This is a genomic window from Rhizobium leguminosarum (assembly GCF_004123835.1).
Classification (GTDB): domain Bacteria; phylum Pseudomonadota; class Alphaproteobacteria; order Rhizobiales; family Rhizobiaceae; genus Rhizobium; species Rhizobium leguminosarum_M.
In genome coordinates this window covers 901,050-917,061 of the sequence record NZ_MZMU01000003.1, presented here as the reverse complement: position 1 = coordinate 917,061, position 16,012 = coordinate 901,050, and the positions used below count along the sequence as shown (strand labels likewise).

Here is a 16,012-nt window from a genome sequence, read left to right as displayed (position 1 = left end):
CTTCACCATCCGGCCTTTTTCTGCCATTCGCTATCGAAGCCGGTGCCCTTGTCGGCAATGGCGTGCAGGTCGTTCCATGTTTCGCTGAGCAGCACCGGCGGCACCTTGGAGAGCGTCGTCTCGCCGCCATAGATCACCCGGCCGCCCGGCAGAATTTTCGCAAAGCGCATTTCCGTCAGCGCCTTCGGCACACGTTCATTCTCGCCGATATAACTGCCGGTGAATTCGATGACGGCGGCAAAACCGCAATCGCCGAAGGCTTTCTCATAGGTGTAGAAGCCGGCGCCGTCCTCGACCGGCCCTCTGACATAGCCGAGCGCCTCGGCGGCCGAACGCAGCGTCAGATTGTCGATCATCCAGCCCTTGCGGTCGTCGATATGCTTGGCATTTGGTTCGCCCTCGGAAAGCACCGGCCGGTCGAGCTGCTCGAACAGCGGCTGGACCTCGTAATCGTCGAGATGGGTCTTCCAGGCCTTGGCGCCCGCCTCGCCGAGGCTGACGCGGTGGGCGATCGAGATGCCGGCGAAGGTGTCGAGCTTGACCGGCTCGTCCTCGGCATTGGTGAAGCTGCCGTCGTCGAGCGCCCGGAAACTGGCGATGATCTTGCCCTTCTCGTCATGGCCGGCAAGAACCAGGCGGCGCAGCAGCCGGCCGACGATCGGATGGGCGAGCAGGAAGGTCTCGAAATCCTCGCGCGGCCAGATGCGGGCAGCGCACATCGCCTCATAGAGACGGCCGCTCTGCAGCTCCACCGTCTGCTTCAGCTCCTTCTTGGCGCTGGAGAGAAGCTTCTTGCCCTCCTTCGCCTCTTCTGCCTCTTCAGGATCGGTCGGGCTCGGCAGCGAAGCGATCGGCTTGCCGTCGGGATTTTCGAGAACAAGCTTCAGCTCCTGCGCGCCGTTCTTGCCCCGCTCCGCCACCAGCCGCGCCCGGTAAAGGCGCTCGCCGATCGGCAGTTCGAGAAGCCCGTCCTCGTCGATGCCGGCAGACGGGATGGTGCGGTCGCCGAGTTCGGCCGGCGTCCAGCCGCGGGCCTCGGCAAAAGCGGTGATGACCTCGCCGGCATATTTGCGCATACCCGGCTGCTTGTGGCGCTGTGAGGCGATCAGCACCAGCTGCAGCACTTGCGGAACCGGGTTTGCCATCAGCGCGTCAAGCAGTGCCCGGCACTGGTTCGGCCGTTTGCCGTGTTCGCGCAGGTACCGCTTGACGAGCAGCGTGGTTTCGGCCGGCGGCGCGAAACGGGCGAGCGCCAGCAGGCCGCGATGATCGAGCGCGCTGTTTAAATAAATGGCGAGCTTTTCGCGGCGCAGCTCGGCAAAGGCCAGCTCCTCGGTAAAATCCTTGCGCCATTTCTTGGTATAGTCGTAGCGCTGCTTGGCATTTGCCGCCGCATAGGCATTGGCCTCTTCGCTGGTCGGGCGCTGGGTGTCGTAGGAGATGAAGGCCGAGACGATCGCCGCCCCCAGCCGCTCGGCATCCCTGCGGTCGAGACGCTCGAGCGCCATGTGGATCATCGGATCGCCGCCGGCCATTTTCAGCTTGTGCGAGCGGGCAAACCACCACTTGACCAGCAGGGCCGAGACCTCGCGCCCATCCGCCCAATGCAGCACGGGAAGGTTTTCGGCATCGAAAAGCGGGGAATAATCGACCTTGGTCGAGGCCAGCCCCTTTTCGGCTTCGGCAAGCAGCGTGCCCTCGGCGAAGAGATCGGAGGTATCATCGCCGCAGGCGGCGAGCGCCGACATGGCGGCCGCCTTGACCGTCACCGATTTCTCCTTGGCAAGGGCTGCCCGCAGCGGCGCGATCGCATTGCCGTCCCGTCGTTCCGCCAGCCAGCGGGCGGCGGCAAGCCGTTTGGTTTCCGGCCCGGCCGTCAGCATCGGCGTGATCAGCGGCGTCAGATCGGCGACTTCGCGCAGGAGGTAACGGGCAAACTCGCGCTGGCGCACGCCGCCTTGCACGGCGCGGTCGGCCACCAGCGGGAAATAGCGGCGCGGCAGGCGCGGAAACATCCGCAGCCAGGAGAAAATGAAATCCTCGCTCCAGCGCTCCTTCAGGCCGTCGCCGGCAAGGGCGGCGTCGATCGCGGCAAAGTTCTCGGCCAGCAGCGGCCAGACATTGGCCGGCGCCGGCTCGTCGATCATCTCGGAAATATTGACATAGGCCTTGTCGGCGAGCGCATCGGTCATGGTCCCGAATGCCGGCGCCCCGGCCTGTGCGGCGATTTCGGCGAGGATGCGGATATCGGCGCCGGCCTTGATGCGGGCGAGGATTTCATTGTCGGGTCCGCGCATCCAATAATTCGTCGTTCCCAGCACAATACGCAGGATGTGCTGCCAATGCCGCCCGTCCGTCGCCTGGAACAGCAGCCGCGACAGCGCCTGAAGGGAGATATCCGTGCGGGAGAAGATCGCCTTCAGTCCGTTGCCCTGGAGCTGGCGCGTCTGCCGCATCCAATTATCGGTGCTCTTGTCGTCGACCGCCTTCCAGACGTCCCGGCGCTGCGCCTCGCTCAGGCGTTCACCCCGCATGGCGGCGATAATATGTTTTGCAATCGCCGGGTCGAAGGGTGGCGAAAACGGACGGGCCGGCCGCTGGTTCCAGTCCTTGCCCGGCGGCGTCTGGTCGTAATCGATGCGGGCCGCCGCATTGGCTTCGGTCAGAAGCTTGCGGAACGCCTCTTCCAGATCGGCCGGCAGCGGCTCCTCCTTGGCGGCCGGCGGCAGCGCGGCAACGAAGCTGCCGTCGAAGGCGAGATAACCCGCCTCGCCATCCCCCTCGCCCTCGCCTGCCTCGGCGCCGGCAACCGAGCCTGCCGCATAGGTCGCCCGGATCGTTGCGATCGCCGCCAGCACCGTATTGGATTTTTCCTCGCCGCCGTGCCGGTCGAGGATCGGCAAGGAGCGTTCGCGCAGCAGAGCGGCCAGAATATTGACGCCGGCCAGCCGCTCGTTGGCCTTGCGGGAGCCGAGAAATTCCTCGGCCTTTGCCTGCACCTTTGCCTCGTCGGCCACCTTCAGCGCATTCGAAGCCGCCTCCCGCACCGTCTTGGCGCCGTCGCTCGCCATCTGGAAGGCGAAGTCGAAGAAGTGGCGGTCGCGGTCGATCAGGCCGTTCTGGCCGAGGAAACTGACCATGACCTCGCGGCCGCCTGCCGCCAGCGTCCCGATCGTCCTGGTCGCTTCCTCGGGCATGGCGGCGATCGCATCGGCAAGGCCCGGCAGTTTCAGCATCCGCTGTGTCAGATATCCGTAGGGTACGTCCTTGTCCGAAAAGGCGCAGTCGATCAGCGGCGCGACCGAGGGGGCAAGCTCGGCAGCTTCCATCATCTCGAAAATGCGCGGCGCTGTGAGAAAGCCAAGGGGATTGCGGCCTTCCGGTGCCGAGGTGTCGAAGAGCAGGCTTGCCGTACGCAGCCAATGCGGCGATTGATCGCTGCCGGGAAAGCGCCACGCCCGGTTTTGCGCATTAAACTGGCTGTGGAGATGGAGGTAGCGATAGAGCGCCGCCGGATCGAAGCCTTCGAGTTCGAAGAGCACCCGCTCCCTGGCCTTGTGGCGCTTCTCGCGCTCGACCTTGTTATTCCAATCGTCGGCGACGGCGATGAACACATTGTGAAGCTTGGTACGGATATCACCCTGGGTGGTCTTCAACAGATTGCTCACATGAAGCACGCTCGCTTCGTCGGCACCCGTCAGGACATAGCGTGCAAGGGCCTTGCCAAGCCCCTTCTCGGCAGCATCGAAGGAGGCGAGGTCTGCCGTAATCGCCTCCCTGTCCCTCGCCGTCAGCGCGCTTCCTGCCGAAGTGTCCGTTTCCGAACGGCCACGGAAAAGCTTCTTCAAACCCTCTACGAACATCGTCAATCCCTCCTCACCAGGGCTAATTCTGCGCGGTCATGTCTTTTGGGTGATGCTGCGGCCAGGGACGATGGGAAAACAGTGTCAGCGCGCTGGCATCAAGCATGGGCGGCAATCCGAAATTTATTGAACGAGTAAAAACTAATCATGCAAATCAACGGTCGTATGACGATGCTTGCAGCTAGAGCACGTCCGACCGTTTTCAAGCATCACAATAGCTTCGGTGGCGCTGAATCGTCGCCGGTGAAGCGACCGATATTTACGGACTTCGACCGTAAATGCAACCAAAGGGTGTTTCTCGGCGCGACGAAATCGATCTGCTTCACGATGACGGGCCGTTCTTCCAGGTCAGAGCGAATACGCGCAGCCAGTTGTCGAAAGCGAATTTCGACAGGGTCTGCCTGTCGAAGCCGCTTTTGCGCATCGCGTCGAACAGATGCGGCAAGCCGCTGGCGTCGTTGATCCGGCGGGGGATCACCGCGCCGTCGAAATCCGATCCGAGGGCGACCCTGTCTTCGCCGACGCGGTTGACGAGATAGTCGATATGGCGGGCGACGGCATCGAGCGGCGTATCGTCATTCAGGTGGCCATCGGCGCGGATGTCATTGACCGAGAGGTTGAAGCCGACCACGCCGTCAGTATCGCGGATAGCGTCGAGCTGCCTGTCAGTGAGATTTCGGGTCGATGGGCAGATGGCATGGGCGCAGGCATGGGTGGCGACGAGAGGGGCTTGGCTCAATGCCGCCACATCCCAGAAACCCCGTTCGTTGAGATGCGCAAGGTCGATCATGATTCCGAGCCGATTGCAGGTCCTGACCAGGTCCTTGCCGATGTCGGTCAGCCCGGGACCCGTGTCCGGCGACCTCGGAAAGGCGAAGGGAACGCCGTAGCCGAACATGTTCGGGCGGCTCCAGACCGGTCCCAGCGACCGCAGGCCCGCCGCATGCAGCCGATGGAGATAGTCGAATTCGCCATCCACCGCTTCGGCCCCTTCCATATGAAGCACAACGGCAAAGGCCGCCTCGGCTCTGGCGGCCGCGATCTCATCGACATCAACCGCCATGCGCATCCGACCGCCGGAGCGGCGGATCAATGTTTCGAGCGCCAGACGCTGTGCATCGATCTGCTGGCGGGCATAGAGCGGATCGACGGTCTCGGCATAAATGACCTCGTAGCCATTTTCGGTGATGATCAGGTCATTTTCCGGCTGGCGCTCCGGAGCCGCATGCAGCGCAAACAAGCCCCCGACCAGGCCGCCCTCGCGTGCCCTTGGCAGATCGAGATGCCCGCTTTCCGACCTCACCAGAAAATCCCGGCCGGAGGATTTGTATTCCGCGATGAATTGCACCGCGTCATTGTGCCCGTCGAAGACATCGATCTCGGCCATGTCGGTTTCCTCTTGGAACTATCACCGGCGCCCGTCTCAAGACCCCTCCCCAACCCCTCCCCACAGGGGGGAGGGGCTAAGCTGTGGCACCCGCCTCACAAACAAATAGACCAGCCGCACAGTCGACGTTCAATAGGGCGCACGACGAGAGCCGCATGTTAAGCCCCTCCCCCTTGTGGGGAGGGGTTGGGGAGGGGTCTTGCAGCGCGCCTGCAACAATTCTCCGGTTTGCGCCTGACGCCTGCCAAGCCACGCTCACGCCGCCTCCCCCGCCTGCGCCACACTTTCCGCCAGCTTCCGCGCCGCGACGAAATCCACCTTGCCGGAGCCCAGCACCGGCACCTTGCCGATATTGACCTCGGCCGGCACCATCATGTCCATGGCGCCCTTGGATTTGGCGAAGGCGAGGAATTCGGCGCGGGTGGCGGTGGGGGCGTCGGTCAGGAGCACCAGGCGCTCGCCCTTCTTGGCGTCGGGCAGCGAGGAGACGACCGACAGCGCGCCCGGCCAGAGCTCGGCGGCCAGCGTCTCGACGGCGGCGAGCGAGATCATTTCGCCGCCGATCTTGGCGAAGCGTTTGGCGCGGCCGCGGATCTTGACGAAACCGTCCTCGTCGATGGTGACGATGTCGCCGGTGTCGTGCCAGCCGTCGACGAGCGGCTCGAGCACGCCGGGCTTTTCGGCGCGCAGGTAACCGGCCATGACATTGGCGCCGCGAACATGCAGCCGGCCGCCCTCATCGATGCCGGGCACCGGTTCGAGCTTCCATTCCATGCCCGGCAGGATTTTGCCGACCGTGCCCGACTTGTTGTACATCGGCGTGTTGATGGAAATGACAGGCGCCGTCTCGGTGACGCCGTAACCTTCGAGGATGCGCAGGCCGAATTTTTCCATATAGGTCTGGCGGGTCGAAGCCTTCACCGGCTCGGCACCGGAGAAGATGTAGCGGATCGAGCGGAAGTCGTAAGGATGCGCCGTCCTCGAATAGCCGTTGAGGAAAGTGTCGGTGCCGAAGATGATCGTGGCGTTGGAGGCATAGATCAGTTCCGGCACGATGCGGTAATGCAGCGGCGAGGGATAGAAATAGACCGGCACGCCCGAGATCAGCGGCAGCACCGTGCCGGCCGTCAGCCCGAAGGAGTGGAACACCGGCAGGATGTTGAACACCTTGTCGCCGCTGTGGAAATCGATGCGGGCAGCCGCCTGGGCGGCGTTCGACAGGATGTTGCGGTGGGTCAGCACCACGCCCTTCGGCGTGCCTTCGGAGCCCGAGGTGAAGAGGATGACGGCCGGATCATCCGGCTTACGCTTCACCAGCGGCCGCGCCTTCCTGAGAAACCCGAAAATCTTGTCCTTGAGTGAGATTTCGGTCCTGAGATCATCGAGCCAGACGATCTTCACCTGCTTTTCCATCTCCTCGATGACGGCACCGAGCTTGGCCTGGGTGACGAAGGCGCGCGAGGTCAACACATGCTTGACCTCGGCGGCCTTGCAGGCGGAGAGGATATTGGTGGCACCTGCGGTGAAGTTCAGCATCGCCGGCACCTTGCCCGCCGTCATCACGCCCAAAAGGGTGGCGGCAGCGCCATTGGCATTCGGCAGCATGACGCCGAGGTTCTTTTCCGGGAACATGGTGCGGAATTTTGCGCCGAGCACGGCTGCCCCGGTCAGGAGCTTGCCATAGGTCAGCCGGCCGGTGACCGGATCCTCGACGGCAAGCTTGCCCATGCCGAATTCATGGCCGGCCTGGATGACGCGGTCGAGCACGGTGGAGGAGGTATCGGCGGTCTGGAACAGCAGGTTCGACATCACCTGATAAAGTGCCGCCCCTGCCGCTGTGCGGCGCTTGCGGCCTTTCAGCTCCGGCGGCACTTCGAGCTTCACCGGCTCGAGAATGGTGACCTTGACCTTGGGGAACAGCCGGCGGCGGATCTTGCCGTTATCAAGATAGGAGAGATAGCTCTTCTCCAGCCCGTCGATCCTGACCGGCACGACCATCGAGCCTGTTTTGTCGGCGACCATGGCGGCACCATCATAGACCTTCATCAGCGTGCCGGTCACCGTCAGGCGGCCTTCGGGGAAGATGCCGATCGGGTTTCCGTCCTGCACCACCTTGATCAGCGACCGCGTCGCCATCGGCTTTGTCGGGTCGAGCGGCAGGAATTTGCACATCTTCAGGAAGGGGCGCACCCACCAAGCCTGGGCGATCTTGTAATCGACGGCAAAGGTCGGCTCTTCCTCGGTGATGGCAAGCGCCAAGGCACCGTCGAGCAGGCTGACATGGTTGAGCGCGATGATCGGCGCGCGGCCGGCCTTCTTGATATTCTCCAGCCCCTCGACCTCGAGGCGCATGAAGGCGCGGAACAGGATCGAGATGAAGTCGCGGAAGGGATTGGTCGGCAGCGTCTTCAGCATCAGCCAGGCGACGGCAAAATTGATGATTCCGAGGCCGATCAGGATCTCAGGAATGGAAGCGCCCATCGCCTGTACGGCGGCAACGAGGCCGAGGCCGACGGTGATGAACAGGGCAGACAGCACATTGGCGGCGCCGATGACGCGGGCGCGGCGGTCCTCATGCGCCCAGGTCTGCAGGGCGGCGAAGGTCGGCACGGCGATGAAGGCGCCTGCTATCGCCATGCCGGCAAGATCGATGGCGACGCGGATGGTATTCTCTCCGGCAAAGAAGGTGGCGATCGTCGTCGCATGGCTTGTGGATTGCAAGCCCCAGAGGTTCCAGGCGAGATCGAGGCTGAAGAGGCCGAGCAGCGCGGTGCCGACAGGGGCCGGCAGCAGCACGATGCGACCGGACGACATCCAGGCGGCAATCGCCGAACCGACGGCGACGGCGATGGCAAAGACGGTGAGATAGGCCGGCACGACGAGCTCGGAGCCGCCGAGCAGCTCGGTCACCATGGTCGGCAGGATGGAGAGAACGAAGGCGCCGACCAGCCAGAACCAGCAATTCATCAGCGCCGAACGCCACAGGCGCTTGTCCTGACGGATTTCCATGACGAGGGTGTAGCTGGAGCGGATGACATTGCGGTCGATCTGAAGATCCGGCGCCTTGGAGCCGGTGGGCGGGATCATGCGGCTCGCCAGCCAGCAGAGCAGCGAAAGCCCCATCATCATCGTGCCGAAGAGCAGCACATTATCGCCGCTGGAAAAGGCAAGTGCGGCGATGATCGTGCCGGAAAGGATGGCGATGAAGGTGCCGCCCTCGATCCAGGCATTGGCCTTCGGCAGATCGCGGCGTTCGAGGTGATCGGGCAGGATGCCGTATTTGATCGGCCCGAACAGGGCCGAGACGACGCCGAAGCCGAACAGCGCCGCCATCAGCACGAAGATCGAGGAGAAGGCGAGACCGACAACGGCAAGCGCGGCAACCGCGATCTCGCAGCGTTTCAAGAGCTCGGCGATCTTCGCCTTGTCATGCTTGTCGGCGAGTTCGCCGCCGAGTGCGGAGAGCAGCAGGAAGGGCACGATCAGGATGACGCCGGCAAGCGTCACCAGGGCGGCCCCCTCGCTTGCCGACATTTTGAAGAGAATGAGGAACACCAGGGTGTTCTTGAGGAAATTGTCGTTGAAGGCGGTCAGGAACTGGGTCCAGAACAGCGGCGCGAATTTCCTTGAGGTCATCAGATTGTGTTGCACGGCAGGGTTCCTCTTTCGGCTCGCAGAGAAGGCCACAGAGTTGTTACGCAAAAGTTGAATGCGTCAACAACTCTGCGCTGTGGTTAAGGAAGGTCAATCTTCATCGCTACGATTGAACTTGACGAGCAGCTTCTCGGTGCGCGCATCCTCGACCTTGCGGATCAGCTTCTCGGATTCAGCGTTGTCGCGCAGCGTCTTGGTGATATTCACCGTGGTCTGCACCAGCATCAGAATGCCCATTGCGAGATAGCCTTTTCCCCAGAGATCGAGCGGCATCATGTAGAGGCCGAGCGCCAGCATGAAGGCGGCCGAGCCGAAGGAGATGTAGGAGAAGCTGACCCAGCTTGCGGAATGTTTCTGGAAACTGTCGTTCATTGTCGTAGTCCTTGATGTTCGATGGATGAATGGTTGGATGGATGCAATCTTAAGCGGCGGGCGTGATGCGGCTCTTCAGCCGCGCCAGCACATCATCGGCGGAGGTGCGCAGCGGCGCGCCGAAGCCGGCATTGGCAAGCTTTTCGATGATGCCGGCCGGACGGATGGCGCCCTCCATGTCCTTCAGGGCGACGGCCGTCAGCTCATTCTGGCTCTGGCGCAGGCGAAGGCGGGCGAGCGTCTCCTCGGCATCGTCGAGCGTGGCAAAGCCTGGGCCGCTGACTGCGACATCGAGCTTCTGCGCCTCCTGAGTGGCACGCGCCAGCCGCTCGCCACGCTGCAGCTCCTGCAGCCGCGCCTCGGAGGCACGCACGATCCCTTTCAGCTTGTCGATCGCCCCGGTGAATTGCGCTTGCGCCTTTTCCGATGCATCGCGCTCGGCTTCGAGATAGGCGATCGCCTCGGCCGCCTCACGGGCCAGGCCCTCATTGCCCTTCGCCAATGCGGCGGAGGCGCGGGTCTCGAGATCGGCGATGCGGGCAACGATCGTCGCGTGCTGCCCCTTCTCCTGCTCGTTCTGGGCGATGGCGACCGCCACACTGCGGCGGGCCGACTGGATCGACTGGGCGGCGTCGCGGATCTGCTGGGAAAGCAGCGGCACGGCGTGGCAGTCGGCGAAAGCCTGTTCGGCATCATGCGCCCTGCCCCGCAACAAAATGGAAATCAGTTTGAACATTTCCTTCCTCCGGTTTATGAACGTTGTTCACGAGAGGTGTTATGCCAGAATAATGAACGTCGTTCAAGATAAATTTTGAACGACGTTCAAAAAAATCGAAGTGGAATGGTGAATGGCCGGCAGACGAGAAGAAAAACGCGAGGACCTGAAGGCCCGGCTGATCGAGGCGGCGCGCGAGCGGATCGCCAAAGACGGGCTGACGAACCTCCGGGCCCGCGACATCACCCAGGATGCCGGCTGCGCGCTCGGCGGCCTCTACACGGTCTTTTCAGACCTCGCCGAGCTCGTCATCCACGTCAACTCCGCCACGCTGAAGGCGCTGGAGGCGAGGCTCACCCTGCCCGAGGCCAAGGACAGGCCGCCGACCGACCGGCTGCGCAACCTGGCGCAGGGTTACTTGAGCTTCGCCGTCGAACACCGAAACCTCTGGAAGGCGCTGTTCGACCATTTCCCGCCCGAAACCAGCCCGACGCCGCAATGGCATCTTAACGAGCACCTCTTCCTGATGGATGTGATCGCCGAGCCGCTGGCCGAACTGCAGCCCGACATGCCCCCCGAAGACCGCGCCATCCGCGCCCGCACCCTCTTCGGCGCGGTGCACGGCGTCGTCAGCATCAGCCTGGAGGGTCGCTTCGTGGGGTTGCCGCTGGAGAGGTTGGCGCGCGAGGTGGATGAGCTGGTGCAGACGATCGCGGCGGGAGCGGAGCGGCGGCGGGAAGCGGGCGTGTGAGTGCGACCGGCGGAGGGTTCGGCAGGAACCTTCCCCCTCTCCGTCTTCCTCGGCCTTGAGCCGAGGATCCATGCCCGCTGCTGATGAATGGAGGTCAGCATGAATGGCTGCCCCTCACCCTAACCCTCTCCCCGTTCTGACGGGGAGAGGGGACGTGCCATGCGAGACATCGAGGGGAACGGAGAGGCTGCGGCACATCCCCTTCGCCCCGCGCGCGGGGGTCCGCAGGACGGGTCGAGACCCGTGGCTCGACCCAGGTACGGGTGGCGGCAGCCGGATGAGGGGCTGACCTCACAGATCTCTAGCCCGATGTGTCTGAAGCGCCCAACCCACCATCCATATTACCGAGCGGGAAAATTCATTAGCCTCAACCCTGCTCCACATCCCGAAATATCCCGATCGGTAAATTCCCATGGATCCTCATCTGGGAGCACGGGAACCCACACCCCAACTCCCGCATTGAGCAGCCCAACGAAAGCTGCTTGACTGACGCCCTCCACGCCACCGCGAAAGGAAACCCCATGAGCCGTATTTTCATCACCGGTTCCACCGATGGCCTCGGCCTTGCCGCCGCCCGCACCCTGATGAAGGAGGGCCATGACGTCGTGCTGCATGCCCGCTCCCGCGAGCGCGCCTCCGCCATCGCAGAGACATCAGCCGCCGCCCTCGGCCTCGTCATCGGCGATCTCGCCAGCGCCACGGAAACGCAATCGATTGCCGAGCAGGTCAACGCCATCGGCCGCATGGACGCCGTCATCCACAATGCCGGCATCTACCTCGAGCGGAGCCGGGGCGAAACGCCGGAGGGCCACGCAAAGACGCTGGCAGTGAATGTGCTTGCCCCCTACCTTCTCACCGCATGGATCACCCGCCCCGATCGCCTGGTTTATCTCAGCAGCGGCATGCACCGCAGCGGCAGCAGCGCCCTTGACGATATCGACTGGAAGAAGCGGCCGTGGAGCGCCAGCCAGGCCTATTCGGAAAGCAAGCTCTACATCGCCACCCTCGCCGCCGCCGTCGCCCGCCATTGGCCGGATGTTTTCAGCAACGCGGTGGACCCCGGCTGGGTGCCGACGAAGATGGGCGGCGCCGGCGCGCCCGATGATCTTGAGATGGGGCATCTCACCCAGACATGGCTTGCGGCAAGCGATGAAGGGGCTGCGAAGGTCGGCGGTGGGTATTGGTATCATCGGCAGCGGCGGGAGGCGGCGGTGGAGGTTGGGGATCCTGGGTTTCAGGATGCGCTGGTGGGGAGGCTGGCGGAGTTGACGGGTGTTCGTTTGCAGAGAGTGGGTGATGCTTGAGAACCCGAGATGAGGACTAATCAGCGAGCTACAACGTTGTTCTGGCCACGATCTCAGAGAGCAGTCTGTCGACATTCCCAGCCGACGTGGAAAAGCGTCCGTCGATCAAGTGAGGAATTCGTATTTTTTCCTCATAATCATAGCTCGCTCGAAAGTTCTCAACTGCGTCGCCTGCCAACGGAATGCCAGCTTTCACAAGACGTTCATAGGCCAGTACGACGAAGTTAAAAATACAGGGATTTATATTTACCACTGACCCATACCAGTGGAATAAATCTTGGCATGCCCGTCGCGCGGCATCTTTGTGGCGGGGCATTGTCTCCTCGATCGCCGCCTCCACGGAGGTGCGTGGCACCACGCACATGTACATGAGGTCCGTGACGATTGGATAGTCGCCAAGGGGCACCAAACTTACGAGATGTCTCAATTCCTGATGGTGATGGAAATAATTCCTGAGGCATTTGAGCGCGGCGAACTGGTTAACGTCAAAAAAATCGAGATCGGCACCAATCTTCAAGCGGTCATTGAGGCTGTGGCTCGCCTCCAAAAAGGAGAACAGCGTGTCTTCGTCTGGTTCACCGCAATGACGTTCATATAACCGGAAGAAGCGCTCTGAAGCAGCCGCTGTGTTTACGAAATCGGCGTTTGACATACTTGCTCTTTCGGTGTTGCAATCAGCGCGAGATGATTAATGGGCTGCGGCGGGGAGCCATCCGGTGGCAACTGCTTCCACAAAAGCCAGCGCAATCGATCGGCATCTTGTTCGAATACGATTATGAAGGAGGGGCAACTTGAACGAGATCATGGGAACGACTTTTCTTGAAAACGGTAAGTGGCTTCTTCGGCACGAAGGGGGAGCTGGGAACAAGGTGCCCTTATTGAGCCCCAAGGAGGTGCTCGTTCAGTTGAAGCACGGTCAGGCACAGATCTTCGAGGGTTCTTACGGTCGGGATCATCGCGGTGTCGAGATTGCGGCCCATGTCGTTTCTATAAAGACTTTTGAAAAAGCAAGCACCGATCCGGTGCAATCACCGTAATCGGGCCTCAAGACGCTCTAAAAAGCCTTCGGGATAGCGCAATCGGCTTTCGCGGGCCCTGTTCACAAAGCCGGCAAGGGCGCGATCTGATAAATCGGTCCACGTATAATTCCCATAGGATATTCGCCCCAGGTCAAGAGAACTGGGAGCTTCTTGGACCTTGACAGCGAGACGTAAACCTCGCCCGTCTCCCCAAGCCGCCAACGGCCACATAGGTCGGTCGGGCATAGGCGAAGAAAGATTACGATCCCAAACTGCCGGAGAATTCATCCGATCAGAAACCCATCGCACTACCGGAACACTCACTGCGTTACCAACCAATCCCCACCGAAGGCGCGGCGGTGCGGCTCCCGTCCAGCCCTCTGGAAACCCCTGAAATCTTTCAGCCGTTTCGATTGTCGGAATCTTGACGCCCCCATCTGGGAACAAGACGGCGGGCGGCGAGGGTATCCCGATTGACGAGCCGGTCTTCAACGGCGGTATCGCGTCGGCCGTCAGGCCGTGGCCGCTTCTGCCCTCCGTCCAATAGAAGCCGACTGGTAGCGATAGATCCAAAGAATTGGCAGGAATGGTACTGCCAACATCCGAAAGGAGCACTTCGCCAGGATCGGAATCTCGTGAGGCTAGGAAGTAAAAGCGTCGGCGTCGCTGGGGAAGCCCGAATGCTCTGCTGTCCAACGTGCGATATGCCCACGAGTAGCCGAGTTGTTCCGCTGCGTGCATAAGGTAGAGAAGAACTCGGCCACCATGAACGAAGCGAATCGACTGGACATTTTCAAGCAATATATGGGACGGACGGGTCGCTCTCGCGAGACGAAATACGTGTTCAACCAAAGCAGAGCGAGTACCTGCCAAACCACGTTGTCCGCCCACGATCGAGACGTCTTGGCACGGGAACCCCGCGACCAACACATCGGCGGAGTTGATGTCGTCCGGTTGAACGTTTCGCACATCTTCTATCAGCGCCACGTCGGGAAATCGCTGCCGGAGCACATCGCGAGCACTCATGGCGACGTCGTTAACGAGTATTGTCCTATGTGTGTCGCCAAAACCCGCCTCAAAGCCACCGGCGCCACTAAAAAGGCTGACTATGCGCATCAGGCGATCTGCAAATCTGGCATATAGCAATTTTGGGTAGCCGAGACTGGCGTCAGCTTCGGCGAGGCTTCCCATTGTTTTTGCAGAGCTTCTGTTATGGCTATCAAACGAGTCCGTTGATTACTTCTAAGTGTCACTAAGCCGTGTGATCCAGCTTGAGATTTGGGCCATTCGAACGGAAAGAATTCCGCTAGTACCAGGTCAAAACAGTCTGTAGGCAAAATTGCAGTTATCGGAAAACGAGGTACGGCAATAGGTATGCGCCCCTTGTTTTTCAGGTAGTGCTCTGAGAATTGCATGTGAACATGCGGACCAAGCTGCTCACGATTTTTTAGATCATGATGAAAATGTAAAATCTCTGAATCATCATCCGCATTGTAGATCCGGATGTGGGTAACCATTTTTTTTATGTTCCACAGGGATGTTTTTTTGGATTGCCCATCACTTTCGAATGTTGATTCGAACTGCCAGCCGACCTTTACTTTATGAGGTGTTTTATCAGGGCCATCGTACCGCTCTGCTTCTTTAGTCACAATTGGCCTGTCTAATTTCCAATCGAAAGCTGGTCGAAGGTTGTCTCGGCCGTTTTCAAGCTGATCCTTCAAAGCTGACAACGCGCGATGAGACTCCTTACCGATGAACGGTTTCAGCGCGTCGATCCAATAGCTCAGTTCCGTAGCGTATTTTCTAAGATTTATTCTCATTCGGAAACTTCCAGAAGTTCACGATCCTCATAGACTACTTTTGCCGCTAGTTTCCGATCCGCACGCGCAGAAGCGGTGAGTACCCAAGCAGGATCGATACTTGCTGGAAAATCTTCGTCAGTTACTCGTACACAGTCACTTGCTTCGGCAATCTCATCGGTTTCTACTAGATCGGCATCAGAAACCAAAACCGGTTCAGATTGGGAAATCCAAACGACCTCGACGTTGTCAGAGAGTTGCTGTAGGGCCGGACGGAAGCCGGCACCGTCCTGAGAGAGATGCCATGCCAGGTCGTCAATCGCCGCGCGCCACCATCGCGGCCCTAAGAATTTCGATAGAGGCCCCTTGTATCTACAGGCCTTAAACTTTGTTTGATAGAGATTGGTATCCCCAGCGGATTCTACAGCGTTTACGAGTGCTCTAAAGCTCGCTGGCGTTAGCTCAAGACGAAGGGCCGCTTGCCTATCGGTTAGCAAAAACGACGGGTATGGCAGTATATGTGCGAGCAGCCAGCCTACTATAGACTGAGCGGTAGTCGGACCAGAGGTGTTTGATACTTCGCGCGGAGGGCGGGCGCGATCGATCTGGCGCATGGCGCTGTTTGCCCATTCCGCATCGCGCGACACACCTAGGATGTCAAAGCATAGGCTTGCAGGATCGTAAGTGCCGAACTGCTTGTTATCGAGGGGAGTAATCAGAAGGTTATTGCCAATGAGATCTGCTGCATCAGCAAGTTCTACGATCCGATCCAATGTTTCCTTTGTTTTCGTCCCGACCCATTCTACGCCGTGCTTTTGTGCAATTACATGATGACGTTCGAAAGGGCCAAGGGGTGCCCCTACAGCTCTTTCTATATCGCTGCTGACGACTACTGTAGTTGGGCGGCCCCCGATAGTCGCCTTCCATTTCTGGAATAGACTAAGTCCGTTCTCATCTCCGTGTTCCGTATGAGCTGGGGCAACTAAGAAAAAATCAAATAGCCAAACATTCGCCGCCTGCGCAGCGTTGAATGCGAGATCGTTCGAGCCATTTTCCTCAAACTCAAACGGCGTTATCCGGGCGCCGTGCGCTCCTGCCTCGGACAGAAGGTCATTTGGAGTATCATCGATGTATACGATATCGGTCAT

12 protein-coding genes are annotated in these 16,012 nt (G+C 60.6%); 3 read left to right on the top strand and 9 right to left on the bottom strand.

The features are described 5' to 3' along the window. Positions 1 to 2: 2 nt before the first annotated feature. From B5P46_RS08180 to B5P46_RS08160, 5 genes are all read right to left on the bottom strand, one after another. Entirely contained in the window at positions 3 to 3,863 is a 3,861-nt protein-coding gene (locus B5P46_RS08180) for a DUF4132 domain-containing protein (RefSeq protein ID WP_129418238.1), read from the bottom strand. A 322-nt stretch (positions 3,864 to 4,185) separates the two neighbouring features. Then, positions 4,186 to 5,250: a dipeptidase gene (locus B5P46_RS08175; RefSeq protein WP_129418237.1), complete on the bottom strand. Its 1,065-nt coding sequence runs from the start codon at positions 5,248 to 5,250 to the stop codon at positions 4,186 to 4,188. Positions 5,251 to 5,505: 255 nt separating this feature from the next. After that, complete coding sequence (locus B5P46_RS08170) at positions 5,506 to 8,901, bottom strand: acyl-[ACP]--phospholipid O-acyltransferase (protein WP_129418236.1); 3,396 nt, start codon at positions 8,899 to 8,901, stop codon at positions 5,506 to 5,508. Between the two features lie 93 nt (positions 8,902 to 8,994). Next, positions 8,995 to 9,276, bottom strand: a complete 282-nt coding sequence (locus B5P46_RS08165) for a YiaA/YiaB family inner membrane protein (protein WP_003569708.1) — start codon at positions 9,274 to 9,276, stop codon at positions 8,995 to 8,997. A gap of 49 nt (positions 9,277 to 9,325) precedes the next feature. After that, positions 9,326 to 10,012 (bottom strand): PspA/IM30 family protein, encoded by a 687-nt coding sequence (locus tag B5P46_RS08160; protein WP_129418235.1) that lies wholly within the window; start codon positions 10,010 to 10,012, stop codon positions 9,326 to 9,328. A gap of 112 nt (positions 10,013 to 10,124) precedes the next feature. On the opposite strand from B5P46_RS08160, the gene B5P46_RS08155 reads away from it, so the two are divergent. Together B5P46_RS08155 and B5P46_RS08150 are read left to right on the top strand one after the other, a co-directional pair. Next, complete coding sequence (locus B5P46_RS08155; protein ID WP_129418234.1) at positions 10,125 to 10,742, top strand: TetR/AcrR family transcriptional regulator; 618 nt, start codon at positions 10,125 to 10,127, stop codon at positions 10,740 to 10,742. Positions 10,743 to 11,263: 521 nt separating this feature from the next. Beyond that, entirely contained in the window at positions 11,264 to 12,046 is a 783-nt protein-coding gene (locus B5P46_RS08150; protein WP_129418233.1) for an SDR family NAD(P)-dependent oxidoreductase, read from the top strand. 28 nt (positions 12,047 to 12,074) lie between these two features. Here the strand turns inward: B5P46_RS08150 and B5P46_RS08145 are convergent, their stop codons facing one another. Continuing rightward, positions 12,075 to 12,698, bottom strand: coding sequence for a hypothetical protein (locus B5P46_RS08145; protein ID WP_129418232.1), 624 nt, complete (start codon positions 12,696 to 12,698; stop codon positions 12,075 to 12,077). A gap of 139 nt (positions 12,699 to 12,837) precedes the next feature. Here B5P46_RS08145 and B5P46_RS08140 point away from each other — a divergent pair, with 139 nt between their 5' ends. After that, on the top strand, positions 12,838 to 13,083 hold the full coding sequence (locus B5P46_RS08140) for a hypothetical protein (RefSeq protein WP_129418231.1): 246 nt from the start codon (positions 12,838 to 12,840) through the stop codon (positions 13,081 to 13,083). Here the strand turns inward: B5P46_RS08140 and B5P46_RS35510 are convergent. Genes B5P46_RS35510 through B5P46_RS08125 form a run of 3 tightly spaced genes read right to left on the bottom strand, consistent with a single transcriptional unit; the run spans position 13,075 to position 16,012 of the window. Continuing rightward, positions 13,075 to 14,181: a DNA (cytosine-5-)-methyltransferase gene (locus B5P46_RS35510; RefSeq protein ID WP_164986460.1), complete on the bottom strand. Its 1,107-nt coding sequence runs from the start codon at positions 14,179 to 14,181 to the stop codon at positions 13,075 to 13,077. The two genes, B5P46_RS08140 and B5P46_RS35510, sit on opposite strands and share 9 nt — an antisense overlap. Beyond that, complete coding sequence (locus B5P46_RS08130) at positions 14,181 to 14,885, bottom strand: hypothetical protein (protein ID WP_129418229.1); 705 nt, start codon at positions 14,883 to 14,885, stop codon at positions 14,181 to 14,183. The genes B5P46_RS35510 and B5P46_RS08130 overlap by 1 nt, the downstream gene beginning before the upstream one ends. Next, positions 14,882 to 16,012: a hypothetical protein gene (locus B5P46_RS08125; protein WP_129418228.1), complete on the bottom strand. Its 1,131-nt coding sequence runs from the start codon at positions 16,010 to 16,012 to the stop codon at positions 14,882 to 14,884. Before B5P46_RS08125 ends, B5P46_RS08130 begins: the two co-directional genes overlap by 4 nt.

Excerpts from the sequence above, each read along its gene's own strand:
- B5P46_RS08180 (WP_129418238.1), bottom strand. The coding sequence starts at position 3,863 with ATGTTCGTAGAGGGTTTGAAGAAGCTTTTCCGTGGCCGTTCGGAAACG.
- B5P46_RS08175 (WP_129418237.1), bottom strand. The coding sequence starts at position 5,250 with ATGGCCGAGATCGATGTCTTCGACGGGCACAATGACGCGGTGCAATTC.
- B5P46_RS08165 (WP_003569708.1), bottom strand. The coding sequence starts at position 9,276 with ATGAACGACAGTTTCCAGAAACATTCCGCAAGCTGGGTCAGCTTCTCC.
- B5P46_RS08160 (WP_129418235.1), bottom strand. The coding sequence starts at position 10,012 with ATGTTCAAACTGATTTCCATTTTGTTGCGGGGCAGGGCGCATGATGCC.
- B5P46_RS08155 (WP_129418234.1), top strand. The coding sequence starts at position 10,125 with ATGGCCGGCAGACGAGAAGAAAAACGCGAGGACCTGAAGGCCCGGCTG.
- B5P46_RS08150 (WP_129418233.1), top strand. The coding sequence starts at position 11,264 with ATGAGCCGTATTTTCATCACCGGTTCCACCGATGGCCTCGGCCTTGCC.
- B5P46_RS08145 (WP_129418232.1), bottom strand. The coding sequence starts at position 12,698 with ATGTCAAACGCCGATTTCGTAAACACAGCGGCTGCTTCAGAGCGCTTC.
- B5P46_RS35510 (WP_164986460.1), bottom strand. The coding sequence starts at position 14,181 with ATGCGCATAGTCAGCCTTTTTAGTGGCGCCGGTGGCTTTGAGGCGGGT.
- B5P46_RS08130 (WP_129418229.1), bottom strand. The coding sequence starts at position 14,885 with ATGAGAATAAATCTTAGAAAATACGCTACGGAACTGAGCTATTGGATC.
- B5P46_RS08125 (WP_129418228.1), bottom strand. The coding sequence starts at position 16,012 with ATGACCGATATCGTATACATCGATGATACTCCAAATGACCTTCTGTCC.